Annotated in this window: 20 protein-coding genes and 2 tRNA genes; 12 read left to right on the plus strand and 10 right to left on the minus strand. The window is 70.8% G+C overall.

Annotation, left to right across the window (positions count from 1 at the left end; all coding sequences use genetic code 11):
- The first annotated feature begins 4 nt into the window (after positions 1–4).
- Together KVT44_RS01105 and KVT44_RS01110 are read left to right on the plus strand one after the other, a co-directional pair.
- A tRNA-Asn gene (locus KVT44_RS01105) sits at positions 5–77 on the plus strand.
- Between the two features lie 165 nt (positions 78–242).
- Positions 243–316 (plus strand) — tRNA-Ile (locus KVT44_RS01110).
- A 298-nt stretch (positions 317–614) separates the two neighbouring features.
- On the opposite strand, the gene KVT44_RS59940 is transcribed toward KVT44_RS01110, so the two are convergent.
- From KVT44_RS59940 to KVT44_RS01125, 4 genes are all read right to left on the minus strand, one after another.
- The gene (locus KVT44_RS59940; protein ID WP_302832020.1) at positions 615–743 is read right to left on the minus strand and encodes a hypothetical protein; all 129 of its coding nucleotides are present in this window, start codon (positions 741–743) and stop codon (positions 615–617) included.
- Positions 744–775: 32 nt separating this feature from the next.
- The gene (locus KVT44_RS01115; RefSeq protein WP_217565731.1) at positions 776–2,221 is read right to left on the minus strand and encodes a PHB depolymerase family esterase; all 1,446 of its coding nucleotides are present in this window, start codon (positions 2,219–2,221) and stop codon (positions 776–778) included.
- A 173-nt stretch (positions 2,222–2,394) separates the two neighbouring features.
- Positions 2,395–3,756: a tannase/feruloyl esterase family alpha/beta hydrolase gene (locus tag KVT44_RS01120; RefSeq protein WP_217565732.1), complete on the minus strand. Its 1,362-nt coding sequence runs from the start codon at positions 3,754–3,756 to the stop codon at positions 2,395–2,397.
- 41 nt (positions 3,757–3,797) lie between these two features.
- Positions 3,798–5,405 (minus strand): long-chain fatty acid--CoA ligase, encoded by a 1,608-nt coding sequence (locus KVT44_RS01125; protein ID WP_190168753.1) that lies wholly within the window; start codon positions 5,403–5,405, stop codon positions 3,798–3,800.
- A gap of 241 nt (positions 5,406–5,646) precedes the next feature.
- Between KVT44_RS01125 and KVT44_RS01130 the strand changes: the two genes are divergently transcribed.
- The 6 genes from KVT44_RS01130 (at position 5,647) to KVT44_RS01155 (ending at position 12,372) form a co-directional block, all read left to right on the plus strand.
- Positions 5,647–6,405, plus strand: a complete 759-nt coding sequence (locus tag KVT44_RS01130) for an ABC transporter ATP-binding protein (RefSeq protein WP_217565733.1) — start codon at positions 5,647–5,649, stop codon at positions 6,403–6,405.
- Positions 6,398–7,090: an ABC transporter ATP-binding protein gene (locus KVT44_RS01135; protein WP_054233554.1), complete on the plus strand. Its 693-nt coding sequence runs from the start codon at positions 6,398–6,400 to the stop codon at positions 7,088–7,090. Before KVT44_RS01130 ends, KVT44_RS01135 begins: the two co-directional genes overlap by 8 nt.
- A gap of 48 nt (positions 7,091–7,138) precedes the next feature.
- Positions 7,139–8,386, plus strand: coding sequence for an ABC transporter substrate-binding protein (locus KVT44_RS01140; RefSeq protein WP_099922793.1), 1,248 nt, complete (start codon positions 7,139–7,141; stop codon positions 8,384–8,386).
- 60 nt (positions 8,387–8,446) lie between these two features.
- Positions 8,447–9,313, plus strand: a complete 867-nt coding sequence (locus KVT44_RS01145) for a branched-chain amino acid ABC transporter permease (protein ID WP_217565734.1) — start codon at positions 8,447–8,449, stop codon at positions 9,311–9,313.
- Positions 9,310–10,341: a branched-chain amino acid ABC transporter permease gene (locus tag KVT44_RS01150; RefSeq protein ID WP_217565735.1), complete on the plus strand. Its 1,032-nt coding sequence runs from the start codon at positions 9,310–9,312 to the stop codon at positions 10,339–10,341. The genes KVT44_RS01145 and KVT44_RS01150 overlap by 4 nt, the downstream gene beginning before the upstream one ends.
- A gap of 72 nt (positions 10,342–10,413) precedes the next feature.
- Complete coding sequence (locus KVT44_RS01155; protein WP_217565736.1) at positions 10,414–12,372, plus strand: GAF domain-containing protein; 1,959 nt, start codon at positions 10,414–10,416, stop codon at positions 12,370–12,372.
- 321 nt (positions 12,373–12,693) lie between these two features.
- On the opposite strand, the gene KVT44_RS60500 is transcribed toward KVT44_RS01155, so the two are convergent.
- Positions 12,694–13,662 (minus strand): helix-turn-helix domain-containing protein, encoded by a 969-nt coding sequence (locus KVT44_RS60500; protein WP_143687836.1) that lies wholly within the window; start codon positions 13,660–13,662, stop codon positions 12,694–12,696.
- 174 nt (positions 13,663–13,836) lie between these two features.
- On the opposite strand from KVT44_RS60500, the gene KVT44_RS01165 reads away from it, so the two are divergent.
- Positions 13,837–14,247, plus strand: a complete 411-nt coding sequence (locus tag KVT44_RS01165; RefSeq protein ID WP_217565737.1) for a hypothetical protein — start codon at positions 13,837–13,839, stop codon at positions 14,245–14,247.
- A 517-nt stretch (positions 14,248–14,764) separates the two neighbouring features.
- On the opposite strand, the gene KVT44_RS01170 is transcribed toward KVT44_RS01165, so the two are convergent.
- Positions 14,765–15,844, minus strand: coding sequence for a glycoside hydrolase family 5 protein (locus tag KVT44_RS01170; protein WP_217565738.1), 1,080 nt, complete (start codon positions 15,842–15,844; stop codon positions 14,765–14,767).
- 606 nt (positions 15,845–16,450) lie between these two features.
- Positions 16,451–17,299, minus strand: coding sequence for an NAD(P)-dependent oxidoreductase (locus tag KVT44_RS01175; protein WP_217565739.1), 849 nt, complete (start codon positions 17,297–17,299; stop codon positions 16,451–16,453).
- A gap of 365 nt (positions 17,300–17,664) precedes the next feature.
- Here KVT44_RS01175 and KVT44_RS01180 point away from each other — a divergent pair, with 365 nt between their 5' ends.
- Complete coding sequence (locus tag KVT44_RS01180; RefSeq protein ID WP_190168746.1) at positions 17,665–18,582, plus strand: class I SAM-dependent methyltransferase; 918 nt, start codon at positions 17,665–17,667, stop codon at positions 18,580–18,582.
- A 90-nt stretch (positions 18,583–18,672) separates the two neighbouring features.
- Complete coding sequence (locus KVT44_RS01185) at positions 18,673–19,428, plus strand: SDR family oxidoreductase (protein WP_217565740.1); 756 nt, start codon at positions 18,673–18,675, stop codon at positions 19,426–19,428.
- Between the two features lie 15 nt (positions 19,429–19,443).
- Here KVT44_RS01185 and KVT44_RS01190 read toward each other — a convergent pair whose 3' ends face one another.
- From KVT44_RS01190 to KVT44_RS01200, 3 genes are all read right to left on the minus strand, one after another.
- A complete protein-coding gene (locus tag KVT44_RS01190) occupies positions 19,444–20,193 on the minus strand; it encodes an SDR family NAD(P)-dependent oxidoreductase (RefSeq protein ID WP_217565741.1) in 750 nt (249 codons plus the stop codon).
- 99 nt (positions 20,194–20,292) lie between these two features.
- Complete coding sequence (locus KVT44_RS01195; protein ID WP_217565742.1) at positions 20,293–21,819, minus strand: GAF domain-containing protein; 1,527 nt, start codon at positions 21,817–21,819, stop codon at positions 20,293–20,295.
- A gap of 28 nt (positions 21,820–21,847) precedes the next feature.
- Positions 21,848–22,885 (minus strand): rod shape-determining protein, encoded by a 1,038-nt coding sequence (locus tag KVT44_RS01200; protein WP_190168743.1) that lies wholly within the window; start codon positions 22,883–22,885, stop codon positions 21,848–21,850.
- Positions 22,886–23,182: 297 nt separating this feature from the next.
- Between KVT44_RS01200 and KVT44_RS01205 the strand changes: the two genes are divergently transcribed.
- Positions 23,183–26,806 (plus strand): S8 family serine peptidase, encoded by a 3,624-nt coding sequence (locus tag KVT44_RS01205; RefSeq protein ID WP_217565743.1) that lies wholly within the window; start codon positions 23,183–23,185, stop codon positions 26,804–26,806.
- Positions 26,807–26,870 lie beyond the last annotated feature (64 nt).

Genomic DNA, 26,870 nt, shown 5'->3' on the forward strand with positions numbered 1-26,870 from the left:
TCGATCTCCTGTAGCTCAATTGGCAGAGCAGCCGGCTGTTAACCGGCAGGTTACTGGTTCGAGTCCAGTCGGGAGAGCAACGGAAGAGGACCCCTCAGGGGTCCTTTTTCATGTCCGGCGGAACCGCGCAGGCCACGCCGAAGTCCTCATGGTCGTGCGTTGCCGACCATCCGAAGCAGGAGATCGTATGAGCGGCTATGCTGCGGCAGACGGCGCGCACAAATGTGCGCGACGCGCCGTAAGGGGCGGTAGCTCAGCCGGTTAGAGCAGCGGACTCATAATCCGTCGGCCGTGGGTTCGAGTCCCACCCGCCCCACTGCGCGCTACGCGTGAAGAATCGATGCCGCCTGCGCACTCGTGGTTTGCCAGCAACAAGGTTGCGGCCCCCGGAGCTGATCCGGGGGCCGCAGTCGTGCGTTTCGCGTTCTTTGCACTCGTCCGGGGGAACGACCGGGGAGTCGCCGTCCCCTGGTGTGACGTCAGTTCGAGCCGGGAGCGGCCCGATCGTTTCCGGCGATGGGTGCCCGGGAGGCGGCGACAGGGCGGGTCCGAGTCGCCGTGGTTCTTGACGGCGTACTCGCAGACCACGAGGCGGGCGGCGGTCTCGGCGTTGCTCAGCCCTTCGCCGATGAGGGCGAGAACGTCGCGTTCGCGGTCGGTGACGGCGGCGAGGCGTCGAGGTCGGCGAGGTCGCTGTGGTCGGCTTGGCGGCGGGGCGCGGCCGCGTCCCAGCCACTGCTCACCGCCGCCAGAGCGTGAGCAGTGGCAGGCCCGGTCAGGCGGGGCAGCCGGAGTCGGCGATCACGTAGTAACCGGTGGCGGTCTCCTCGAGGGTGTGGGTGGTGAAGGTGTTGTACAGGCCCATGTTCTGGTTGGAGCCGTTCGCGTAGGCGTAGCCGCCACTCTGGTGGGCGCGGCCCGCGGCGACCTGGTTGTAGTTGTTCGCGGTGAAGCACTGGGGCTGAAAGCCGGTGGTGGTCGCCGTCACGGCCGCGCCGGCGGCGCCGGCCTTGCCCGATGAGTCGACGGCGGCGACGGTGTAGCTGTATCCGGTGCCGGAGGCCAGTCCGGTGTCCGTGTACGAAGGGGAGGTCGTCGAGCCCGTCTTCGTACCGCCGCGGTAGATGTTGTACGAAGCGGCGCCGCTGACGGCGTTCCAGGAAAGTGAGGCGCTGGTGTCCGTGGTGCCGGTCACCGTCAGCCCGGTGGGCGCGGGCAGGGCACCGGTGCCGCCGCCGGAGGTGCCGTCCAGGCCCCAGAACTTCGCCGTGTAGTAGCTGGAGCAGATGTAGTTGAGGTAGTACGTGCCGGTCGTGCCGCACTGGTCGGTCCCGGAGCCGGGGTTCACGGCGAGGCCATGTGCCATGCCGGAGACGGTGAAGGTCTCGACGGCAGGATCGCCGTCGGCATCGTTGTAGACGTCCTGGGTGGTGCCGCCGGTGAGCGTGGTGGTCGATGACGGGGCCTGGCTGATGCCCCGGACGTTCGTCCACTGGTCGCGGGACTCGGTGGCGTTGGCGGGGTTGACGGTCGAGTCGCCGGAACCCTGCCAGACGGCCACCCGCGGCCAGGGTCCGCTCCAGCCGCCCGATGCGCTGCGGACCAGGTCGCCCCACTGCTGCGGGGTCTTGCTGACCGGGTTGTACTCGCAGGTGAGGCCGCTGCTGAGATCGGTGGCGCAGCCCGCCGGGATGCCGGAGTCGATGGAGCCGCCCGCGAAGACATCGGGGTAGTCGGCGAGCATCACGGAGGTCATGGCGCCGCCGGCGGACAGCCCCGTCACGTACACGCGGCTGGGGTCGCTGCCGTACCGCGTCTTGGCGTAGTCGACCATCTGCTTGATGGACAGGGCTTCGCCCTGGCCCCGGGTGTAGTCCCCGGACTGGTACCAGTTGAAGCACGAGTTGGCGTTGTTGGCGCTGGAGGTCTGCGGGAAGACCAGCGCGAAGCCGTACAGGTCGGCGTACTTGGGCCAGCCGGAGTGGCTGTAGTAGTCGCTCGCGCTCTGGGTGCAGCCGTGCAGGGCCACGACCACCGGGGCGCCGGAGGGCAGGTTGTCGGGGACGTACGTGTACATCGACAGGCTGCCGGGGTTGGAGCCGAAGCCGGTCACCTGGGTGAGCGAGGCAGCCGACGCGCTCTGCGGCACGGTGAACAGGGCGAGCAGCAGGGCCAGTAGCGCGGCCCAGCAGGTTCTACGGGTGTGGTCACGAACCGACATGCAGTCCTCCCGTGGTGAGGGGGGGGTGAGTGGGCGAACCGCCGCGCCGGTGTCCCTCCGGAGCGGGCGGTCCGCCGCACCGTAGAACCGCGGCGGGCGCCCGACAGCGGAAGCGGACCACACTTCTCGATCAACTCGGATGTCGGCAGACTCCACTGCGTATGGCGTCGACGTCAGTGCAGTGCACAGGAGTTGACCAGGTCTCCCGAGGTGGGTCTGGGCACGGTGCCGCTCGCCGGCGGCGCGACCCGGTACTCGACCCAGCTGGTCAGAGCGTGGAAGGCCGAGCGATAGCAGGGCAGGATCGGCCGGAGCCGGTCCGGATAGGTGTCGTACAGGCCGTCCACGTGGGTGCCGCCCGCGATCGTGTAGTAGCGGTGCAAACGGCCGCGGCGGCTGTCGGAGACCATGCGCGCGTACGCGTCCGAGTCGGTGGCGATCGGCAGCAGTGCGTCGAGCGAGCCGTGCAGTGTGATCACGGGTTTGCCGATCCTGCCGGTGAGCGAGATCCGCTCGACCGCCCGGTGCACGGAGCTCGGCCGCGTCGCATAGTCGTACGAAGCATCCGACGCGCAGGGCGCGAGAATCTCCTCAAGCGCCGAACCGGCGGACTCACCCGGACACTCGGGGTCGTAGGAGGGGTCGACCTCGGCGCGGTACACCTTCTGCGTCAGGCCCCAGTAGGCAGCCTCGTGGTACGGCCACAGGAACTCGGTGCCGGGAGCGAATCCGGCGGCGAGCATGTCGTCGTGGGTGGCCCGGCCCGCCTGGTACGCGACCGCGGTCGGGAGATAGGTGAACAGGTTCGGCCCGTCCTCGGTCCACAGCGCGCCCTCCCAGTCCACTCCGCCGTCGTACAGCTCGGGGTGGTTCTCGAGCTGCCAGCGGGTCAGGTAGCCGCCGTTGGAGATGCCGGTCATGTAGGTGTGGCGTGGGGCGTGCCCGTACGCCTGCCGGACGACGGTCTTCGTGGCGAGGGTCAGCTCGGTGGTGCGCCGGTTCCATTCGGCGATCGCGTCGCCGGGCCGCTTGCCGTCGGTGTAGAAGTCGGGGCCGCTGTTGCCCTTGTCGATGGAGGCGAAGGCGTAGCCCTGGGCGATGACCCAGTCGGAGATCAGGGGGTCCAGCGAGTACTGCTTGCGCGTCCCGGGCGCGCCGGTCACCACGAGGCCGCCGTTCCAGCGCTCGGGCAGCCGGATGACGAACTGGGAGTCGTGGTTCCAGCCGTGGGTCTTGTTGAGGTGCGAGGAGTCGGGGAAGTAGCCGTCGATCTGGATGCCGGGGACGCCGGTGGGGTTCTTGGTCCCCTTGGCGGTGAGTGAGGCCCAGTCCGCGGAGTCGGTGTAGGCGGTACCGGCGGTCGCGGCCGTCGTCATGTCGGGCAGACAGGCCGTGGTCCGGAACGCCGCGCCGGGTACGGTGATCCGGCTCTGGCCGGCGCAGCGGGGTGCCGAACGAGCCGTGGCGCTCGCCGACACTCCCGCCGTCGACAGGAGTACGGCGGACAACAAGGTGACCGTGCGTCTCAGATGCATGGTTCGCCCTCCGGGCGGTGAAGGTGAGAGGGAGCGGTGAATCAGGAGTCGAAGCGGGCACGCAACGCCTTCTTGTCGAACTTGCCGACCCCGGTGCGCGGGATGGCCTCCACGACCTCGATACGGTCCGGGAGCTGCCAACGCGCGAAGCCTCCGGCCTCGAGGTGCGCCCGTACGCGTTCGAGGGTCACGGTGGAGCCCGGGCGTGGGGCGACGCAGATCAGCGGACGCTCCTGCCACTTGTCGTCGGGCACGGCGATGACCGCGGCCTCGGCGACCTCCGGCAGCGCCATGACGGCCGACTCCATGTCCACCGAGGAGATCCATTCGCCGCCGGACTTGATGAGATCTTTCGCACGGTCGGCGATGACGACATAGCCGTCCGGGGAGCCGATGGCGATGTCCCCGGTACGGAACCAGCCGTCCTCCGTGAACTGGGCGGCGCCCTCACCGCCGAGGTAGGAATCGGCGATCCATGGCCCGCGTACGAGCAGATCGCCCATCGACGTTCCGTCCCACGCAAGGGAATTGCCCGCCTCATCGCGAATGTCCATCTGTACCCCGGGCAGCGGAAGACCGGCCCGGGTGCGCACCGCGTCGGTGATCCGGTCCTCTTCCCAGTCGCGCATCCGCTCCTTCGGCCACGCCACACTGGCCAGCGGCGAGGTCTCGGTCATGCCCCACACCTGCACCAGAGGGATGCCGAAGTCGCGCCGGTAGCGTTCGATCAGGGCGCGCGGCGGACGGGCGCCGCCGCACAGCAGATGCCGTAGCGACGGCAAACCGCCGCGGGCGGTGATCTCGTCGGCGACCGCCATCCAGATGGTGGGCACGCCCGCGGCGACCGTGACCCGCTCGGCGGCCATCAGCTCGACCAGGGTCACGGGATCCAGCGAGCCACTGAGGAACACCTGCTTGGCGCCGTACGGAGTGGCGGTGTAGGGGACGCCCCAGGCGTTGGCGTGGAACATGGGCACGACCGGCAGTACGCAGTCACCGGGGCCGATGGCCATGGCGGACTGCGAGGACGCGGCGATGGCGTGCAGCACGGTCGAACGGTGTGTGTAGAGCACGCCCTTGGGGCGGCCGGTCGTGCCGGAGGTGTAACACAGACCGAGCGGCGACCGCTCGTCGATGTCGCGGGGGGCGTACGCATCCGGCAGGCCGGCGATCAGCTGTTCGTACGCCACCACCCCCGGCAGCGTGGTGTCGGGCACCTCGTCGCCGAGCACGATGACATGCCGCACGCCGGCGAGGCCGCCCCGCGCGTGCACCTTCTCCAGAAGTGGCAGCAGATCGGGATCGGCCAGGATGGCGCGGTCGTCCGCGTGGCCGATGATGTACGCCAGGTCCTCGGGGGAGAGCCGCAGGTTCAGGGTGTGCAGGACGCGCCCGGTGCAGGGCACGGCCCAGTAGGCCTCCAGGTGGCGGTATCCGTTCCAGGCGAGGGTGGCCACCCGGTCGTCCGGCGCCAGGCCGAGGGCGTCCAGGGCGTGCATCAACTGCTGGGCACGGCGGGCGAATGCGGCGTACGTGTAACGGTGCACACGGCCGTCGGGAAGTCGCGTGACCACCTCGGTGTCGGGAAAGTAGCGCGGGGCGTGTCCGAACAGCAGCCACGTGTTGAGCGGGGTCTCCATCATCGCCATGGCGCACATCGTCACCGCGGTGCGGGACCCGGGCGACGGAGGAAGACTCCAGAACGTCCTCCACCTCGGTGGAGCAAGTACCCACACCGGCGACGGGTGGAGCGGCGCGGGGAGGGAGAAGACCCACACCCGTGCGGGGGCGTCTTGTGGAGATTCTCTCCGTAGCCGCTGCTCATGGCCGAACTTAACGTCTGCCCCACATCGGCAACCGCCGCTGCATCCCCTGCGCATCCGAGGCGTCATGACACAACCGCGCGCCATCCTGGTCACGCAAGGCCTGTCCAAGGAGTTCCAGGGATTCCGCGCCGTCGGCGCGGTGGACCTGAGGGTCACCGAGGGCACGGTCCACGCGCTCGTAGGCCCCAACGGGGCAGGAAAGACAACGCTGTTCAACCTGCTGACCGGATTTCTCAGGCCGTCCAGCGGGCGTATCACCTTCGCCGGACACGACATCACCGGACAGCCGCCGGAGCGCATCGCCGGCCTCGGCGTCGCCCGCTCCTTCCAGGTCACCAGCCTCTTTCCGCAGATGACAGCCCGGGAGCACGTCGAGCTCGCCCTCCAGTCGGGCACCGGTCTCGGCCGCAGGTTCTGGCGCACGGACAAACTGATGCGCCGCTTCTCCGGCCGGGCCCTCGAACTCCTCGGCGACGTCGGACTCGAGCATCTCGCCGACCGGCCCGCCGGAAACCTTCCGTACGGGCAGAAGCGCGCGCTGGAACTGGCCCTCGCCCTCGCCCTGGACCCGGCGTTGCTGCTGCTCGACGAGCCGACAGCCGGCATGGGTCTGGAGGACGTCGACCGCACCGTGGCGCTCATCGACAGGATCCGCGAGGGACGCACCGTGGTGATGGTCGAGCACAACATGAGCGTCGTCGGCTCGCTCGCCGACACCGTCACGGTCCTGCAGCGCGGCGAAGTGCTCGTGGAGGGCCCCTACGACCGGGTCAGGACCGATCCACGGGTCGTCGAGGCGTACCTGGGGGCCGACGTTGCTTGAGATCAAGGGCGTCAGCGCCCGGTACGGCGAGGCCACGGCCCTGGACGAGGTGTCCCTGCGGGTCGGCGAGGGCGAGGTCGTCACCCTCGTCGGCCGCAACGGCGCGGGAAAGTCCACCCTGCTGCGCTGCGCCATGGGGCTGCACCGTGAGATGACCGGCCGGGTCGCGCTGGCGGGCAAGGACATCACCGCGGCACCGCCGCATCGCAGGGCCCGGCTCGGTCTCGGGTACGTTCCCGACGACCGCGGCATCTACGCGGGCCTGTCCGTCGAGGAGAACCTGACCCTGCCGCCGGCCTCGCCGGGCTCCGCGTGGCCGCTGCCCCGCATCTACGACGCCTTCCCGGTGCTCGCCGCGCGCCGCCGCTTCCCCGGCGGCAAGCTCTCCGGCGGTGAACAGCAGATGCTCGCCCTCGCCCGGGTCCTGCGCGCCGGCGCGCGCGTGCTGCTGTGCGACGAGCCGACCGAGGGCCTTGCCCCGGTCATCGTGCAGCAGATCGGCGAGATTCTGCGCGGGGCCAAGGAGCACGGAGTGTCGGTGCTGCTGGTGGAGCAGAATCTGCGCTTCGCCGCGACCATCGCCGACCGCCACTACCTCCTCGCGCAGGGCCGAATCGTGGAGGCGCTCGACAACGCCGACGTACGGCAGCGCGAGGGCGAACTCCTCGCCTATCTCGGACTGTGACATCCCGTCACCTCCGCTCATTCGGGACGTACGCATCAGGAGGAAGCAATGAAGCACAGGCTGTCGACGGTCGTGGCCACGGCCGCGGTGGGGGCACTGCTCGCGGGCTGCGGGGGCGGCGGACCGAGCTCGGGCGGCGGGAAGGTCAGCGACGACAAGATCGTGCTCGGTGTGCTCACCGACCTGTCCGGCGTCTACGCGGACATCGCGGGACCGAACTCGGTGCAGGCCGTGCAGATGGCCGTCGACGACTTCAAGAAGAAGTACGGCGACAAGGCGATCACCCGGAACATCGAGGTCATCAAGGCCGACCACCAGAACAAGCCGGAGATCGCCAACACCCAGGCTCGGGAGATGTACGACCGCAAGAAGGCCGACGCGCTCTTCGACGTGCCGACCTCGTCGGCGGCCCTCGCGGTGCAGACCGTCGCCGGCCAGGCCAAGAAGCTGTACTTCAACACCGGCGCCGCCACCACGGAACTCGCGGGCAAGACCTGCAACCCGTACACCTATGAATGGGCCTACGACACCTACATGCTGGCGCACGGCACCGGCGCCGCGGTCACCCGAGCGGGAGGCAAGAACTGGTACACGATCTACCCGGACTACGCCTTCGGGCAGGACATGCAGAAGAAGTTCGAGACGGCCGTCGAGGGCGCGGGCGGCAAGGTCGTCGCCAAGGACCCCACGCCGTTCCCCAGCGACAACTACTCCACCTTCCTGCTCAAGGCACCGGGCCTGAAGCCGAAGCCGCAGGTGCTCGGGGCCCTGCAGGCGGGGGGTGACCTGGCCAACGTCGTCAAGCAGTACCAGCAGTTCAAACTGAAGGACAAGGGCATCGAGCTGGCCATCGGCCTGCTCTTCGACACCGATATCAAGGCCATCGGCGCGGACAGGCTTGCCGGAACAATGTTCACCACGGCCTGGTTCTGGAACGTCGACGCCAAGGCCCAGGCCTGGGCCGACCGGTTCAAGGAGCGCACAGGACAGCGGCCCACCTTCGACCAGGCGGCCGACTACTCGGCGGCGACGCACTATCTGGAGGCCGCGCAGAAGGCGGGCAGCGACAAGGCGGCCGACGTCTCGAAGGAGCTGGACGGCACCAAGTTCAGCGACTTCTTCGCCCACAACGCCACCATTCGCGCCGAGGACCACCGGGTCGTCCACGACGCGTACCTGGCCAAGGTCAAGGACCCGGCCAAGGCGAGCGAGGCCGGTGACTACACCGAGCTGGTCAAGACCATCCCCGCCGCCGAGGCATTCGACCGGCCTTCGCCCGACTGCCATCTCAGCTGACCACCGGGGTCCGGCGGCCCGCACGACGGGCAGGCCGCCGGCCGACGACGGGACCCACTCATGACCTCGTTTCTCCAACAGGCCTTCAACGGGCTGGTCAGCGGCAGCTTCTACGCCTTGCTCGCCCTCGGCCTCGCCGTCATCTTCGGCATGCTGCGCGTGGTGAACTTCGCCCACGGCGCGCTCTACATGCTCGGCGCGTTCGGCGCGGTCGCCCTCGGCGACAGCGCGGGGCTCGGCTTCTGGTGGGCCCTGCTGCTCGTGCCTCTCGCACTCGCCGTCGCCGGCACCCTCCTCGAACGGTTGCTGATCCGCCGCCTGACGGCCCTCGACCCGCTCTACAACTTCCTGCTCACCTTCGGCATCGCGCTGGTCTGCCAGGACCTGCTGCGCATGAAGTACGGCGCGCAGTCCCAGCCCTACGAGCGTGGTCCCTTCCCCGGCTCCATGGATCTGGGCCTGTTCGACTTCCCGCGCTACCAGGTGTTCGTACTCGTCGTCTCGGTCGCCGTCTGCCTGGCCGTGTGGCTGCTGCTCACCCGCACCCGGATCGGGACCATCGTGCGCGCGGCCACCGAACGCCCGGAACTCACCAGGGCGTTCGGCATCGACACGGGACGCTGGGTCACGCCGGTCTTCGGCTTCGGCGTGGGGCTCGCGGCCCTGGCCGGCGTGCTCGCCGCACCCATGCGGGCGGTCAACTCCGGTATGGGCAGCGACCTGATCATCACGGTGTTCGCGGTCGTCGTCATCGGCGGCCTCGGCTCCGTCTTCGGCTCCGTGCTCGCCGGGTTCACCATCGGCATGATCCAGGCCCTCGGCAACCTCTACGTCCCCGTCCTGTCCCAGACCTCGGTCTACCTGCTGATGGCCGTCGTGCTGCTGGTCCGGCCCGCCGGACTGTTCGGCAAGGAGGAACACGCATGATCCTCGGCCTCCTCGAGAAGCTGCACGGCCGCCCCGCCCGGATCCGGTGGGGCCTGCTCACCGCCGGGCTGCTCGTGGCCTTCGGCCTGCCCTGGGGCCTGTATCCGCCGGTTGCCACGGACATCCTCTGCTGGGGCCTGTTCGCCGTCGCCTTCGATCTGCTGCTCGGTCACGCCGGGCTGCTGTCCTTCGGACACGCGGCGTTCTGGGGCAGCTCGGCGTACGTCACCGGGCTGATCGCCATCCACAGCGGACTGCCGTTCTACGTCGCCGTGCTGGGCGGGGCGGCGGCCGCCGCGCTGCTCGCCCTGCCCATCGGGTTCTTCGCGGTCCGGCGCAGCGGCATCTACTTCGCCATGGTCACCCTGGCCTTCGCGCAGATGGTGTACTTCATCGCCAACCAGTGGGGCGATGTCACGGGCGGCGAGAACGGTCTGCAGGGAATTCCCCGCGACCTGCCGGGCGTCGACCTGTCGGACTCGTTCGTCTTCTACTACGCGGCCCTGCCGGTGGTGCTGCTCGGCCTCGCCGCGGCCTGGCGGATCGTGCACTCCCCGTTCGGCCGGGTGATCGCCGCCGTGCGCGACAACTCCGCCCGTGCCCGTGCCCTGGGCTATGCCGCCGACCGTTACAAGCTCGTCGTCTTCACCGTGTCCGCGTTCCTGTCCGGCCTCGCGGGCGGACTGTACGCGGTCAACCACGGTTTCGCCTCTCTGCAGGAGGTGTACTGGACGACGTCGGGCAAGGTCGTCGTCATGACGGTCCTCGGCGGCATCGGCACCCTGTGGGGCAGCCTGCTGGGTGCCGGCGCCATCGTCCGCCTGGAGGACTGGCTGTCCACGTCCGGTTTCGAGGAGACCGGCCTGGTCACCGGCGGCGTCTTCATCGTCGTCGTCCTGCTCTTCCGCCGAGGAGTGTGGGGCACACTCACGCACACGCTGCGCTCCCGTACGCAGTCCTCGGCCCCCGACCCGGAACCACACCTGGAGCACGACCACGACGACTCGTCGCAACCGGTCTCGTCGTAGATCTGTGCAGACGGAGCCGGGGCGGTGAACATCGCAGGCGGGAACGCGTACCGGAACACTCAGGAGGCATCCGTGGACTCGACGACCACACACAGTCGGGCCGATGTGGAGCCTGCGGCGCGGCTGCTGCGCCTGCTGCGCGAAGACGCCGCGCAGAGTGAGTACGACGCCCTCCTCGACCGATGCCCTTCCGAGGACCGGCCCCGGCTCGCCCTGCTCGTCGACGACGCCCTGCAGGTACGGGCGCGCCTGGAGGAGCGTCGCCGTCGGGAGGCCGAGCTCGCCGCGCTCTACGAGACAGCGGGGGACCTGTCCTCACTGCGTGATCTGGAGGCCGTGCTCCAGGCCATCGTCCGCCGGGCTCGCAGCCTGCTCGGCACCGACGTGGCCTACCTGATGCTCAACGACGCCCAACGCGGCGACACCTATATGCGGGTGACCGACGGGATACGCACCGACGCGTTCAAGCAGGCACGGCTGGCCATGGGCGCGGGCCTCGGCGGTCTTGTGGCCAAGACGGCGGTTCCGTACAACACCTCCGACTACTTCGCCGACCTGCGCTTCGAGCACTGCATCGACGACGTCGTGGGCGGCGAGGGGCTGATCTCCATCGAGGGAGTGCCTCTCAAACTCGGCGAGAACGTCATTGGCGTCCTGTTCGCAGCCAACCGCCGGGTCCGCCCCTTCTCCGAGCACGAAGTGGCCCTGCTCGTCTCGCTCGCCAACCACGCCGCCATCGCCATCGAGAACGCGACCCTCTTCCAGGACGTACGCAGAGCAGTCGACGAACTCACCGAAGCCAACGGCGTCATCCGCGCCCACAGCGAATCCATCGAACGCGCCGCCGCCCTGCACGAGCGCCTCACCACCATCGTTCTCGACGGCGGCGGCATGGCCGACGTTGCGCAGACCCTCGCCGAAGTCCTCGGCGGGAGCATCCTCGTCCTGGACCCCCGCGGCCGCACCATGGCCGCCGCCGGTGACGACCCTCTCGTCGAACAGGCCCGCACCGAAGGAGCGCTCCCGGATCCGTGCCCTGCCGCCCATGCGGTCCGTGACGCCCGGGTGCTGAGCACGGACGCCCGCCGCACCCGCCGTATCCCGGCCGGCGCCGACGGATCCGCCGCCTGCGCCACTCCCATCGTGGCCGGCAGCGAACTCCTGGGCGTACTGCTGCTCGTCCGCGACCACCTGGACGCCTCAGGAGTACGTTCCCTCGAGCGTGCCGCGCTCGTCACCGCGCTGATGCTGCTCAGCGAACGCACCGTCGCCGAGGCCGAGCACCGGCTGCGCGGCGAGATCCTCGAGGACCTGCTCGGCTCCCCGCACCGGGATCCGGAGGGCCTGCGGCGCCGGGCCACCCTGGTGGGCCTCGATCTCCACCGCCCGCACACGGTGTTCGCCGCCCGCTGCCGTGACAGCGCCCATCGGCGACGCATCGCCGATGCCGCGGCTTCGTACGCCGCCCATGCCCGGGGTCTCGCGGGCGAATACCGGGGCGACACCGTCGTCCTCCTGCCGCAGGATCCGGACCCGGACGAGGCGGCCCGCACCCTGGCCGACCACTTGTCGCGGGTCGTGGACAACCTGGTCACCGTCGGCGCCGCGACGGCCGCGCCCGGCATCGACGCCATCGTCGAGGCACACCACGACGCGGTCCGCTGCCTGGACGTCCTGCTCGCGCTCGACCGCGACGGAGAAGGGGCGTCCCCCGGCGAACTGGGCGTCTACGGGCTGCTGTTCCATCAGGCGGGCCGCGAGGAGCTGCACCGCTTCGTGCGCCGCACCATCGGCCCCGTCCTCGACTACGACACCCAGCGCGGTGGCGAGCTCATCCGCACCCTGCTCGCCTTCTTCGCCTGCGACACCGGCCTGGGCCGCACCGCCGCCGAGCTCTACATCCACGTCAACACGCTCTACCAGCGCATCGACCGCATCACCTCGCTCCTCGGCCCGCAGTGGCGCCACGGGGACCAGGTGCTGCAGGTGCATCTCGCCCTCAAGGTCCACCTGGTCCTGTCCGCCGCGTGATCACCGGCCGACGCGCAGGCCGTCGAGCACATGGCGGACATGCGCGTCTCGTCCGGGCTCTTTCTTCGTGGACCGCCTTGGGCGACCTTGATGTCTGCCTCGCCCAGCAGCGCCGGTGTCGCGGGCCGGTGCCGTGTGCCGTGCAGGCGGATCGGGGGAAGCCCGGACAGCTGCGCACGCTGTGCTGCTTCCGTGCTTCGTCGTACCGCCGACAGGCGATCTCGACGATCCGCGCGGAGAGGCGGAACCACGAGCCGGACAGGCTCACCTCCGGCCAGGGCGGCGCGCACATCTCGCCACGCCCTACGGCGCCCTGACACGCTACGCGGTCACCGGGCCGCCCCCGCCCGCGAGGAGGTCGAGGCCCAGCGGGGTGCAGGAGTGCCGGACGGCCTTGCCGCTGCGCTCCGTGGTGATCAGTCGAGCGGCGCGGAGGGCCTTGGCGTGTTCGGACGCCGAGGACTTGGCGATGGACAGTTCCGTCGCGAGGTCCGTCGTGGTGCGCTGCCGGGTGAGCAGTGTGAGGGCGGCGGCGCGGGTGGAGCCCAGAAGGGCGGCGAGGGGGGCAGTGCCGACCGGTTCGTCCAGCAGCGGGAGCGGGCTCACCGCCGGGTAGACCAGGATGGCGGCCGCCTCGGGACGTACGGCGAGCATGGGCCAGCGGCTCCACACCATCGACGGCAACAGGACCAGGCCTCGCCCGTCGAGGGCGAACTCTGCCTCCTCGGGCCAGTTGAACTCCAGCGTCGTACCCCGCCACCGTGCTCCCGGGACCAGTCCGGCCAGGGTGGTGCGGATGCCCTGGTCGGCCAGGAGCCGGGTGCGCCAGGCGCGTTCGGCGTCGAAAGCGGACTGGACGCCGCTCCAGGACGACGCCAACAGGCTGTCGTACGCGGTACACAAAGCCTCGGTGAGGACCCGCCAGGCATCCCGGTCCTGGCCCGCCAGGCCATGGACCCACCCGGTCACCGGGTGGCGGTACGCCGCGCGCACCCGGACCAGCTCCGACCGGACGAAACCGGCCGGTGCGGACAACACCTGGTCGAGCCCGTCGTCCAGTCCCCGGCTGAGCGGATCCAGGAACAGGGGCCCGCGCCCCGAGGGCGGCACCAGCTCCAACAGCGGCCGGGCACCGCGCGGAAAGGTGCGCCGGAGCGCCTGCTGCCATCTTCCGAAGACCGGGGGCAGGTCGCTCCGCTGCAGCGCGGCCAGCGCCAGCCCTAGTTCCATCAGCGGCGCCGGCTCGCGGGCGAACGTCACCCGCAGGAGGTCCTCGGTCGTGAACCGCACACGTAACATCTCGCCGCCCCCTCAGCCCCTGCTCCCCCGGTTCCGTGTTCGCGAGGGCCACGGTTCGGTCAGGACCGAAACCATCGCGGGCCCGGGGGATCGCCCCGATTGTTGGCGGTGTGACCGGTGACGCGTAAGGAGCGAACCGGACAAGCCACAGGAAAGGTAAGGCCCGTGACGCACGCAACCACCCGAACCCGCCTCCGCCGCACCGCCCTCTTGGCAGGCGCCTTCATCGCCCTTGCCACCGCCACCAGCACCGCCCAGGCCGCCGTCTCCGCCACCGCCGCCCGACCCGCCTCCGGCCCCCGCATCGCGGCTGCGCCGTCCGACTGTCCGAAGTACTACTTCTGCGGCTACAAGTACGCGAACTACAACACGCTGGCGTTCAAGTTCAAGGACTGCTACCTGCAGGAAATCCCGGACGGCCTGAACAGTGGCGGCTCCTGGTACAACAACCAGTCCAACGGCACCAAGGCGAAGATGTACGACAAGAACAAGCACCTCATCTACACCACCCCCGGCGCGCCCTACGGCGACCCCAACGGCGACTGGGCCCCTGTCTGGTACGTCGACGCCTGCTGATCGGCCGGCGACCATGAAGGGCGGCCCTGCCGTGGCCGCCCTTCATGGTCGCCAGGCGTCCTTGAACTCCTGGCGCCGGCGGCCCAGCCCGTCGATCTCCAGCTCGACCGTGACCACCTGACGCGCCAGGCCGCCCTGGGCAGGCGGGTCGAGACCAGTTGTACGACGCTTTGCCGGCCGGGAAACTCAACGACGACAGGCGCGCTGGAGGCGTGGTGTCTCCATGGACCCGCCCGCTGAAGTGCCCGGTGAAGGTGACCCGTCTGCGACGGTTCGGCTGCCCGAAGAGCGGCTCACCCAGGCTCATCAAGAAACGATGCCGCCTGCGCGTTCGTGGTTCGCCCGTAGCGAGGTTGCGGCCCCCGGAGCTGTTCCAGGGGCCGCGGTTGTGCGTTTCGCGCGCTTTGCGCTCGTCCGGGGTGATCGCCAGGGAACGGTGGTTCCTTGGCGAAGTCAGTTCGAACGAGGAGCGGCTCCAGCTGGCCCGCGCGCGAGGGCCGGGCCGGGGGGGGCCGGGTCAGGGCTGGACGGGCTTTCCGCGGCCCCAGGCCCAGGCGAGGCGGTCGGCGCCGGACTGGTTGGTGGTGGCGAGCCACGGGCGGGCGGGGTCGCCGGTCAGGGTCTGCAGGGAGTACGTGTCGTCGGTGCGCAGGCCGGGCCAGTAGACGGAGCCCATCTTGAGCTCGCGGAAGGTGTCGGTGACGGCCTGGACGTAGTTGACGTAGTTGTTGGAGGCGTCCGGCTTGTTGTAGTCGAGGCCGGTGGTCATCGGGGCACCGAACTCGTCGGCGACGGTACGGCCCGCGCAGTCACCGATGCGCTCCTTGAGGTCGGACACCCACTGGTCGTACGTGGCGTAGTCCTTCCAGAAGCCGTAGTGGTGCAGGGAGAGGTAGGTGCCCTTCAGTCGCGGGTCGGCGCAGACGGAGGTGACGTGGTCGTTGTAGCCGGCGCCGCTGACGAACACCCGGTCGCGCGGGACGGAGGGGTAGGTGGCCAGCCACTTCGCGGCGATGTCGGCCCACTCGGTGTCGGTGTAGCCGTGGGGCTCGTTCATCGGCTCGAAGTAGACCTGCTTGTCGTTCCTGTAGGTCTTGACCACCGTGTTCCACATGGGCCAGAAGGTGGCGGGGTCGTCGATGAAACCGTCCTTGCGGGCGCCCGTGCCCTCCCAGTAGGAGACGATGACCTTGAAACCCTTGTCCGACGCGGCGTCGATGACCCCGCGGTAGGACTTCCAGTACGAGCCGTTGACCGTGTACGGGTTGATGGGCAGCCGGACGGTGTTGGCGCCGAGGTTCGCGCGGAACGCCGAGATGATCCGGCTCGCCTTGGCGTAGGTCCGGGCGTAGCCGTCGGAGGTCGACAGGCCGGACAGTACGACCGGGTCGTCGGCGAAGTTGTCACGCGGGTCGGCCCAGTTCACGCCCTTGAACTGGGTCGTGTCCTTGCTCGGCGCGGCGTGGGCGGGGCCGCCGGCGACGGCCGTGCCGCTGGTCGCGGCGACGGCGGTGCCGCTGGTGCCGGCGATCAGGAGCGCCACGAAGGCGGCGCGCAGACGGGGCGTGAGGCGGGTTCTGGCGGGGGTAGTGCGCATCGACTTGCCCTTTCAGGTGACTGCGGCTCAGCGCCCGGCGGAGCCTGCGCGGGGCTGGGCGGCCGTCGGAGGGTTCGCCGGGCCGGACGGGACGCGGGGTGCGTCGGCTCGCCGTCATGGGCCCGGTGACGACCGGTGCTGTATCGGTGGTGCGGTGGTGTTTCACCGGTGGTGCTTGACCGGTGGTGCTTCACCGGTGTGGGGGGAATGGGGTGGGGGCGTGCGGGGCGGTCCTGTCGCCCGCGCGGGTGGGCCTCGGCCTACTCAAGGCAGGTGCGAGGCCTGGTTCTTGTGCCGTCTCGACCTCGACGGCCTCCAGGCGCCGTGAACCCTCGCCCGTGGCGTTGAGCCCATCCGTCCGCTCCTCCCTGATCCACCGACCGGAACGCTGTGTTTACGTAAACATCGGCCGGCACGGCGAGGCCTGAACTCATGGCCGGAGCTGGGTCGGTGGTGATGTTTACGTAAACATGGCGGCGCCGGAATCGTGGCACCCGGGACAGTGATCGTCAAGGTTTCCCGCACGTAACGTCGTTGGGCTCCTGCGGTGGATTCCCGGCACCGGGGTGAGAGGGGTGAGAGGTGGTGACGTGACGGAACTGGACGTCAGTCCTGGTCGTCGGGTGTGTGGAGGTGGGCGAGGACCTTCTCCAGGGGGAGGTCGAAGCGGTCCTTGTCGGCGGTCCAGTGGCGCAGAACCGTGGCGCCGGCCTCGGCCAGGTCGGGCGGGAGGCCGGTGGAGCGGAGGGTGGCGGCGATCTCCTCCATCTCGGGGGCCCAACGCCAGGCGCGGGCCGCGACGCTGGGCAGGTAGTCCACCTCGGCGAGAATCCCGGAGGTGATCGACTCGGCCTCCAGGGTCAGTTCGGCATCCACGCCGTGACGCGTGGCGAGGGCGTGCGAGACGGCGGCCAGGACGCGGGCGGACTTCTGGAAGGAGGCGAAGGCCATTTTCAGTGCCGACGCGGCACCGACCCCGGCGTCGAGCGGTCGGGCGAGTACGGCGGTGCCCTCGAACACCGCGGCCACCCGGCCGACAGCCTCCTGGTCGCCGCTCAGGTAGAGCCGCGGGGCGCTGTCCGGTCCGGGGGGAGCGCCGATGATCGAGCCGTCGACCATGACGACGCCGCGTTCGCGGCAGGCTGCGTCGATACGGAGGGCCCGATCGGGGCTGATGGCGTTCGCCTCCACGTAGACACCGGTGAAGGCGTGCTCGAGGACCTCGCGCGCGACGTCCTCCGCCGCGTGCGGTGGACAGATCGACAGGACCAGGTCGCTGACGGCCAAGGCGGACCCGAGTGACTCGGCCGCCTCCAGGCCGGCCTTCCGGGCCCGCTCGACGCTGGCGGAACCACGGCCGGTGGGGACGTGGAGCACCCGGGTCCCGGCCAGGTGTGCCTGGGCGCCGACCTCCGCGCCCATGGCGCCGGGGTGCAGGAGTGTCACGGTCGTCATGAACGGTCCTCGTGGAGTCGGGGGAGATGGACGACGGGAGAGAGCTCTACGTTACGAGGAAGATCCACCGGCGCGGGCTGTCGCGACCCGACCCCGCTCCGTGACCCCCGCTCCCTCCTGACCCGTCATTCAGCTGGTGGCGCGCCACATGTCGACGCACGTAACCCTCCCGTGGCCCAAGCATCATTCACACGTTCCCTTTTGGGGGGCCGGTGTTCGCTGTGATTTATCTGTGGGACGTTTACGCTTTACCGTCCTTTGGGCGTTGGATCCCCACTGCGCAGCCGGTCGTCATCAGGGTGTGCGCACCTTCTGTCCCCCCGCGTACGCAGCACTTCTCCTATACCTGCGAGGGTCAAAGAGCCATGCGAGCGTTACTCACCACCAAGACCGCCAGGCGCGCCCTGCGTCCGATCGCCGACCTCATCGATCAGCGCATCGAACGCCAGATCCGCCGCGCCATCGGGGACGGATCCGGAGGCGGACTCCAGCGCGAGCTGGCGACACTGCGCAATCGTCAGCGTCCCCTCGAACTGCTGATCGACGGGACGGGGCGCGGCGTATCGCGCATGCCGGCCCAGATCCATCTCGATCGCGCCATCGAGGAGTTGGCGCAGGTGAGCGGAGACAAGGGCGGGGCGGAGCGGAACATCTCCCAGGCGTTCCGGCTGCTCATCGCTCTGGAGGCGCTCGGGGTCGGCCGGATCGCCGGCGGCACCATGAACATCTGCGGCAAGCTCTCCGCCGTCCCGCTGCTCGACCCGCCGAACGACGAGATCCTCGAGATCGGCACCCTGTACGGGATGTTCGGCGCGGCCCTGATCCGGATGATGGAGCGCGCGGGACGCGACCCGCGTCTGACGATCGTCGACCCGCTCGCGGGCCTCCAGTTGCAGCCCGGCACCACCGAGGGGGCCGACCCGACGGGCACTCCCGTGCGTGGCGCCGCGGTGCGCGCCAATCTGGCGCTGGTCGGCGCGGCCGGTGCAGCGGCCCGTGTCCAGCAGGGCTTCTCCGAGGACCCCGAGGTGCGCGCCCTGGTCTCCGACCGTTCCTACGGGGTGATCATCGTCGACGGTGACCACTCCGCCTCCGGTGTCGCCGCGGACCTGGAGTGGGCCGAGCAGATCGTCGCGCCCGGCGGGATCGTCGTACTCGACGACTTCGGGCACCCCAAGTGGCCGGGTATCAAGGAGGCCTTCGACAAGCACATGGCGACCGACACCCGACTGACGTTCCTCGGGCAGGTGGCGAACTCGGGGTATCTGCGCGCGAGTGCGTAGAGAGGCGTTGCAGGGGGTCTGCCCATCGGCCCCGACTCGTGATAGAAGCGGCGGAAGGGGATTGTCGGATACTGAGAATGAGGTTCTGGCATGAAGGCTGTCGTGGTCGGGGCGTCGAGTGGACTGGGCCGGTGCATCGGGGTCGACCTGGGGCGCCGCGGCGACCGGGTCGCCCTGCTGGCACGCCGGCGCGACCGGCTGGTCGACGCGGCGAAGGAGGCGGGCCCGGACGCGCTCGCCGTCGCCTGTGACGTGACCGACGAGTCGTCCTGCCGGGCGGCGGTCGAGGAGGCCGCCGCCGGGCTGGGCGGCATCGACGCCCTCGTCTACGCCACCGGCATCGGCCCCCTCGCCCCGGTCGAGAATCTCGACGCCGACGCCTGGCGCCGCGCCATGGACACCAATGTGATCGGCGCGGCGCTGGTCACGAGCGCCGCGCTCCCACATCTGACGAAGTCGGGCGGGGTCGCCGCCTACCTGTCCTCCATCGGCGGCTCGCTCACGCCGTCCTGGCCGGGGTTCGCGGCCTACCACGTGAGCAAGGCGGCCCTGGAGAAGCTCGTCGAGGCCTTCCGCGTCGAGCACCCGAGCGTGGGCTTCACCCGGTTCGTGGTCGGGGACTGCGCGGGCGGGGAAGGGGACTCCAGGACCGGGTTCAACGACGGCTGGGACCGGGAGTACGCGGCCCAGGTCTACCCGGTCTGGCGGCAGCGCGGCTATCTGACGGGTTCCCTGCTCGACGTGGAGGAGTTCCTCCGTGTCCTGGACGTCGTACTGCGCTGCGGCGGCACCATCCCGGAGGTGACCGTGACGCCGCGCCCGCCGGTCCGGGCGGCCCAGGCCTGATCCAGAAGACAGGCCCTAACGGCCCAGCGCCGCACCCCCGTTGATGTGCAGCAACTGCCCCGTCAGGTACGCCGCCTCCGGTGACGCCACGTACCGGACGGCGGCGGCGATCTCGGAGGGGTGACCCGGCTTGCCGGTCAGGGTCTGGCCGACCCGGGAGGCGATGAACTCCGGTGTCGCGCGGGCGCCGAAGAACTCCGTGTCGCCGACGAAACCGGGGGCGACCGCGTTCACGGTGATGCCCTCGGGGCCGACGCGCTGCGCGAGGGCGTAGGTGTACGTGTTGACCCAGGCCTTGGAGCCGCCGTACGAGCCGGGCCCGCGCAGTGAGGCGATGGAGGAGAGCTGCACGATACGGCCGCCGGGGCGGCGCATGTGGGGGAGCAGGGCCTCGGTGAGCAGGACCGCGGTCAGCACATTGGCGTCGAAGTTGTCGCGGTAGCTGTCCGCGATGGAGGCGAGCGTGCCGTCGGGTTCACGGGCCACGTTGCCGCCCGCGTTGGCCACCAGCACGTCCACCGGGGTCTCGTCCGCCGTGATGAAATCCCTTGCCCGACCCACCTGTTCGGGGTCGGCGAGGTCCGCCGCGCACCAACTCGCCGTCGACTCGCCGTACTGGCCGTTCAAGGTGTCGGCCGCCTTGCGCAACACGTCCTCGCGGCGGCCGAGGAGCACCACCCGGTCCCCGTCCGCGGCGAACGCCTCCGCCGTCGCCAGGCCGATCCCGGTACCGCCGCCGGACACCACCACACGTCGCTGAGCCATGGCCATCCCGTCCTCGGATGTGAATATCGGTCATGTGGGCGTACGAACTGCGACGCTACGGAGACCCTGAGGGGACGTCAAGTGAGTTGCGGACGCGGCTCACAGGGGCGACTGCCAGGTGACCGTCGTACCCGCGCCGCCCTCCGCGCCGCCGCCCTCCGCATGGCCGTTCCCCGCGCCGCCGTCGTCGAAGACCGTCAGGCGGACCCCGGGGCGTCCGTCGGGGAGGGGCGCCGTCACGTCGACCGCGATCTCGACGCGGGAGACACCGGCGCGGCGGGAGGCGGCGGCCAGGGCGCGGCGCAGTGCGGTGAGCAGCCGGCCGGCGACGGGCTCCGCGAGACGGTTCTCCACCGCGCCGGTGAACCGGGTGGACGGCTGGAAACCCAGCACCGCGCCCGCGCCCGCCGCCTCGCGCAGAACCTTGCCGCGGAAGGTGGTGGGGGCGTCGGCCGGCGGCTGCTGGAGCGCGAAGATCGCCGTGCGGACCTCCTGGACGGTGGACTGGAGTTCGTCGACGGCACGGCCGAGCGTCGCGTGCACATCCTTGTCCGTATCGCCCGTTCCGGCGCTCCTGCGCTGTGTGGACTCCAGCATCATGCCGGTCGCGAACAGCCGTTGGACGACGAGGTCGTGCAGGTCGCGGGCGATCCGGTCGCGGTCCTCGTAGACCGCGAGCCGCTCCCTGCTGTGCTGGGCCTCGGCGTGGACCAGCGCCAGCGCGGCCTGTGAGGCGAACTGGGTGGCGAGCAGCCGCTCCACCGCGGTGTACGGACGGCCGCCGCGCCGGCGGGGGAGGGCGAGCGTGCCGAGGAGACGCCCGCCCGCCTGGAGCGGCAGCATCATGTTCGGCCCGAACCGGTGCCGTACGTGCGTGGTCATCCGGGGGTCGGTCGCCGAGTCGTCGATGAACACCGGTTCACCGCCGAGGAGTTGATCGAGGACGGGGCTGCCCGGCTCGATCACGACGCCGACGATGTCACCGGGGTCGTCGAGCGTGGAGGCGGTCACGATCTCCATGCCGCCGCCCTCGGTGGGCTGCAGGATGACACCGGCCGAGGCCTCGGCCAGGCGCCGGGCCCGTTCGGCGACCGTCATCAGCGCGTCGGCGGCGCTCTCGCCGCTGAGCAGCGCGGTGGTGACGGCCGCCGCGCCCTCGATCCAGCGCTCGCGCTGCCGCGCCGTCTCGTACAGCCGGGCGTTGCCGATCGCGATGCCGGCCTGGGTCGCCAGGACCCGTACGAGTTGCTCGTCCTCGTCCGTGAACGGGCCGTCGCGCTTCCCGGCGAGGCGCAGGTCGCCGAAGACCTCGTCGTCGACGTGGATCGGCACGACCAGTTCCGGCGGCTTCGGCGACTCCGTCGATTCCGGTGGCTTCGACGGCTCGGGCGGCTCGGGCGGCTCGGGCGGCTCCGGCGGTTCGGGCCGTTCGGGCCGTTCCGCCGTACGGATCCCCGTGAGCCCGTCCCGTCCCGGATCGGTCATGTCCAGCGCCGCGTACCGGGCCTCCGTGAGCTCGGCGGCGGCGTCCACGATGTGCTGGAGCGTGGCCCGCAGTTCGAGGTCGGTGCCGACGCTGAGGACGGCTTCCAGGAGCGACGGCAGGCGGGGGACCGGATCGTGCATACCGGGGCCTTGTTCCGGGGCCCGGCCGTCAGAGCGCCAGCGGGTCCAGCATCAGCGGCGCGATCTTGCCCTCCAGCATGTAGCCCAGGCCCTGCACCGCGCACACGTCGGGACGTTCGGCGATGTGCACCGGCATGCCCGTCGCCTGCCGAAGCATCTGGTCGAGGCCCGGCAGCAGCGCGCTGCCGCCGACCATCATGATGCCGCGGTCGGCGAGGTCGGCCACCAGGTCGGGCGGGCAGGCCCGCAGCACCTTCCCGATCCCGTCCAGTACGGCGGTCAGCGGGGTCTGGATGGCGTCGCGTACGGCGGCGGTGTCGACCTGTACGGACCGGGCGAGGCCGGTCGCCACGTCCCGCCCGTGGATCTCCGTGGACGCCGGGCCGTGCGAGGTGAGCCCGTTGCCGGAGAGGGCGAGCTGCAGGGGCCGTACCGACTGCGAAGGAAGCATCAGCTCGTGCTGGTGGCGCAGGTGCTGCACGATCGCGCGGTCGACGGCCTCGCCGCCCACCGGAATGCGCTCCGCGGTCACGATGGACCCCAGGCACAGCACGGCGACCTGGGTGGCGGCCGCCCCGCACACCATGATCATGGTGGCTTCCGGCTGTTCGACGGGCAGCCCGCACCCGACGGCGGCGGCGATCAGCGTGTCGACCAGTTCGACCCGCCGCGCCCCCAGCCCGACCAGCGTCTCGATCGCGGCGCGCTGTGCCAGAGGGTCCGCGTCGTGCGGGGTGCAGGCCGCGGCGCGCAGCCGGGGCTTGCGGCGCAGGGCGCGGCGGACCTTGTCGCCGAGCAGCTGGCGCAGCATGCGCTGGGCCATCTCGATGTCGACGACCGTGCCGCCGGACACCGGCCGCATGACCCGGATGTAGTCGGGGGTACGGCCCGTCATCTTCTCCGCGAACTCGCCGACCGCGATCAGCGCGCCGTTCCTGGTGTTGATCGCGGCGACACTAGGCTGATCGACGACCAGCCCCGCGCCCTTCACGTACACCCGGGTCCGGGCCGCGCCCAGGTCGACGGCGAAGTGACAGCGGCGCAACCGCTCGAGACTGGCGGTCATGGCAGGTCCTCCCGAGAGCAGACCGTGGGGGCTCCGCCGGGTGGCGGTCCTTCCTCGCATCGTGGACGGGCGCCGGACCAGGCGCCTTCTGTGGGGGGCCGGGCGGGGTGCCGCTGGATGGGTGGTCCTGTCCGGATGCTGGTTGGGCCGTCTTGTCCGGATGAGTGATCCCGGTGCCCTGGCGGAAACCCGCCAGGGCAGTTTCTCGCCAGGTTCCGTCAACTCCCGCGCACCACCGGCCCCCCGAAACTCTTCGCAGCACCGGAGCCACCACGTGCCGACGAGGAGAGGTCATCCATGACCAGAGGACCAGTCAGACGGGGGGCGGCTCTGCTGTCCGCCGGGCTCGTGCTCGCCGTACTGCCCACGGGGCCGGCGGGCGCGGCCGAGGCAGCCGCCCCGGCCCCGACGCGAACCGCCTCCGCCACCCACACCGTCACTCTCGTCACCGGCGACAAGGTGACCGTCACCGACCTCGGCGCCGGCAAGAAGACGGTCACGGTCGAGCGGCCCCGGGGGGCCACGGGGGCGGTCCGCACCCAGGTGACGAACGGCGCCGTGACCGTCGTACCGGACGAGGCACTGCCCTATCTGCGGGCGGGCACCCTCGACCGGCGGCTGTTCGACGTGAGCGAGCTGATACGTCAGGGGCTCACCGACCGGAAGACGGCCGAGCTGCCGCTGATCGTGACGTACGGGAAGGGAGCGCGCGCGGCCACCCTGCGCGGGGCCGAGCAGAAGCGCGCGCTGCCCAGCATCCGGGGCGCCGCCGTCGCCGCCGACAAGGGGCGCACCTTCTGGCAGTCCCTCACCCGGCAGGGCGGTACGGTCGACAAGGTCTGGCTCGACGGGCGCGTGCGCGCCGACCTGGCCGAGAGCAACGCCCAGATCGGGACGCCGCAGGCCTGGGAGGCCGGCCTCACCGGGAAGGGTGTCACGGTCGCGGTGCTCGACACGGGGGTGGACGCCGACCATCCCGACCTGGCCGGACGGGTCTCCGTCAGCAAGAGCTTCATCGACGGGCAGGAGGTCGCCGACCGCAACGGGCACGGTACGCACACGACGTCCACGGTCGGCGGCAGCGGTGCCGCCTCCGACGGCAAGGAGCGGGGTGTCGCGCCCGACGCGACGCTCGCCGTCGGCAAGGTACTCAGCGACGAGGGCTCGGGCAGCGACTCGGAGATCATCGCGGGCATGGAGTGGGCCGCGCGGGACGTGCACGCCAAGGTGATCTCCATGAGCCTCGGCTCGACCGAGGCGAGCGACGGTACGGATCCCATGGCGCAGGCGGTGAACACGCTGTCCAAGGAGACCGGCGCCCTCTTCGTCGTCGCCGCGGGCAACACCGGCGCCCCCTCCTCCATCGGCTCGCCCGGCGCCGCCGACGCCGCGCTGACCGTCGGCGCGGTGGACTCCGCCGACCAGGCCGCCTACTTCACCAGCGCAGGACCGCGCTACGGCGACAACGCCCTCAAGCCCGACCTGTCCGCACCCGGCGTCGACATCCTGGCGGCCCGCTCCCAGCTCGTCGCCGGCAGCGGCTACTACACCTCCATGAGCGGTACGTCGATGGCGACGCCGCATGTCGCCGGCGTGGCCGCCCTGCTCGCCGAGAAGCACCCCGACTGGACCGGTGCCCAGCTCAAGGACGCCCTGATGTCGACGTCGAAGCAACTCGGCGTGTCCGCCTATGTGCTGGGCTCGGGCCGGGTGAGCGTGCCGGACGCGATCGACGCGAAGGTCACCGCCACCGGAAGCGCCGATCTCGGCTTCTACGGCTGGCCGTACGAGGCGAACCAGCCCGTCACGAAGACCGTGACCTACACCAACTCCTCGGACTCCTCCATGGAGTTGAGCCTCGCCGTGCGGGGCGCCGCCGACGGAGTGGCCACCCTCGCGGACTCCACGCTCACCGTGCCCGCGCACGGCAGCGCGTCGACGACCGTGACGGGCGACGGCTCGAAGGCGCCCGTGGGCGACACCTCCGGGCAGATCGTCGCGTCCGTCGGCGGCACGCCCGTCGCGCACACCGTGTTCGGGCTGGTGAAGGAGGAGGAGCGGTACACGCTCACCGTCCACGTCAAGGACCGCGCGGGCGAGCCGACCGCCGCCTACCTCGCGGTGCAGCAACTCGCGGCCGGCGTGGACCCGTTCCCGGCCTCGGTCGACGACTCCGGCACCCTGAAACTCCGGCTCAGGCCGGGGACGTACAGCCTCACCTCCTTCCTCGACGTGCACGGCAGTCACGGCGCCGACTCGCTCGGGCTCGGCTTCCTCGCAGCGCCCGAGATCACCCTCGACCGGGACCGCGAGGTCACCCTCGACGGACGGCAGCTCCGGGAGATCCGGGCCGAGGTGAAGCGGCGGACCGAGACCCGGCAGCTGCTCATGGAGTACGACCGGAACGCGGGCGGCTCCGACCAGTTCGGCGCCGTCCAGGTGCCCGTGAAGTACGACAGCGTCTTCGCCGCGCCGACCGCGAAGGTCACCCAGGGCACCTTCGAGTACCGGACCGTGTGGCGGCTGGGGAAGCCGTCGCTGGAGGTGAAGGGCGTCGGCGAGGCCGTCGCCCAGCCGGGCGGGACCTTGATCGAGGGCCGGAGCAAGCTGCCGCTGGTGGACGTCGGGACCGGACCGTTCACCGGGGTGAGCGGCAAGGCCGTGCTCGCGACACTCGCCGACGGTGTCGAGCCCGCCGCCGTCGCCCAGGCGGCCCAGGACGCGGGCGCCAAGGCGCTGTTCGTCACCGACGGCGCGGCCGGGCGGCTCAACGCCTGGTTCGGCACGGACGACGGCGCGGACCGGTCGCTGCAGATCGCCACGGTGAACGCGGCGGACGCGGCACGGCTGCGGGCCGCTGGGCAGGTCGACATGACCGGGACGCGCAACACGCCGTACGTCTACGACCTCTCGGAAGGGCACGAGGGGGCCATTCCGCGCGGCGACCTGACGTACGAACCGGGCGCGCGTGAACTCGCCGTGCTGGGCACCAGGTTCCACGCGGTCAAGCCCGTCTCCGGTAGCGAGTTCCGCTACTCGGTCACCGACGCCTTCCCCATCGGGATCGGCTTCCAGGAGCGGATCGACTACCCCGCCGAGCGGACCGACTACGTCTCCACGGGCACCGGACAGACGTGGATGGAGTCCGTGAACCTCGGGGCGGGCGCGCTGGAGGAGCGCAGTGGGCTCGTCCACTACCGCGGGGGCTCGCACGCGACGCTGAACTGGTTCAAGCCGGTCTGGCACGCGTGGCTCGGCACCGGGCTCGGCTGGGGACAGCAGCGCGCGGGCAACCAGATCCAGTTCAACACGCCCGGCTGGGGCGACTCCGGGCCCGACCACACGGGCTTCGGCGACGTGTGGAGCGACGACACCGGGATGACCCAGTTCACGTCCGTGTACCAGGACGGCACCCTGGTCGACCGGCGCAAGAGCTCCGGCGCGTACGTGTGGGACGCGCCCGCCGACGAACACACCTACAAGGTCATCACGGACACCACCCTCGACCCCGACCGCTGGACGCTGTCCACCCAGGGGCACTCCGAGTGGACCCTCCGCTCGGCGGCCACGCCCGCGGACCGCTGGACGTTCCTGCCGCTCATCAACCTCGGCTACGACATCGACACCGACCTCGCGGGCGCGGTGCGCGGCGGCGGCCGGGTGCCGGTGGGGATCCACGCCGAGTACGTGAAGGGCGCGCCCGGCACCGGAACCATCGGGGGCGGGAAGCTGGAGGTGTCCTACGACGACGGGAAGTCGTGGCAGGCGGTCCCGCTGTCGGGCGGTGGCGGCGCGGCGTCCTGGAAGGGGACGTTGAGCGTGCCGCGCGGCGCGGAGTTCATCTCCCTGCGGGCCTCCGCACGGGACGACCGGGGCGGCTCGGTGAGCCAGGAGGTCATCCGGGCGGTGGGGGTGCGGTAGCCCGCCCCGTTCCCTCTGGCGGAGGTGCGGTGGCCCGTCCCCGTCCCCTCTGAACGGGCGGCGC

Source organism: Streptomyces sp. GbtcB7 (assembly GCF_019091445.1).
Taxonomy (GTDB): Bacteria; Actinomycetota; Actinomycetes; order Streptomycetales; family Streptomycetaceae; genus Streptomyces; species Streptomyces mirabilis.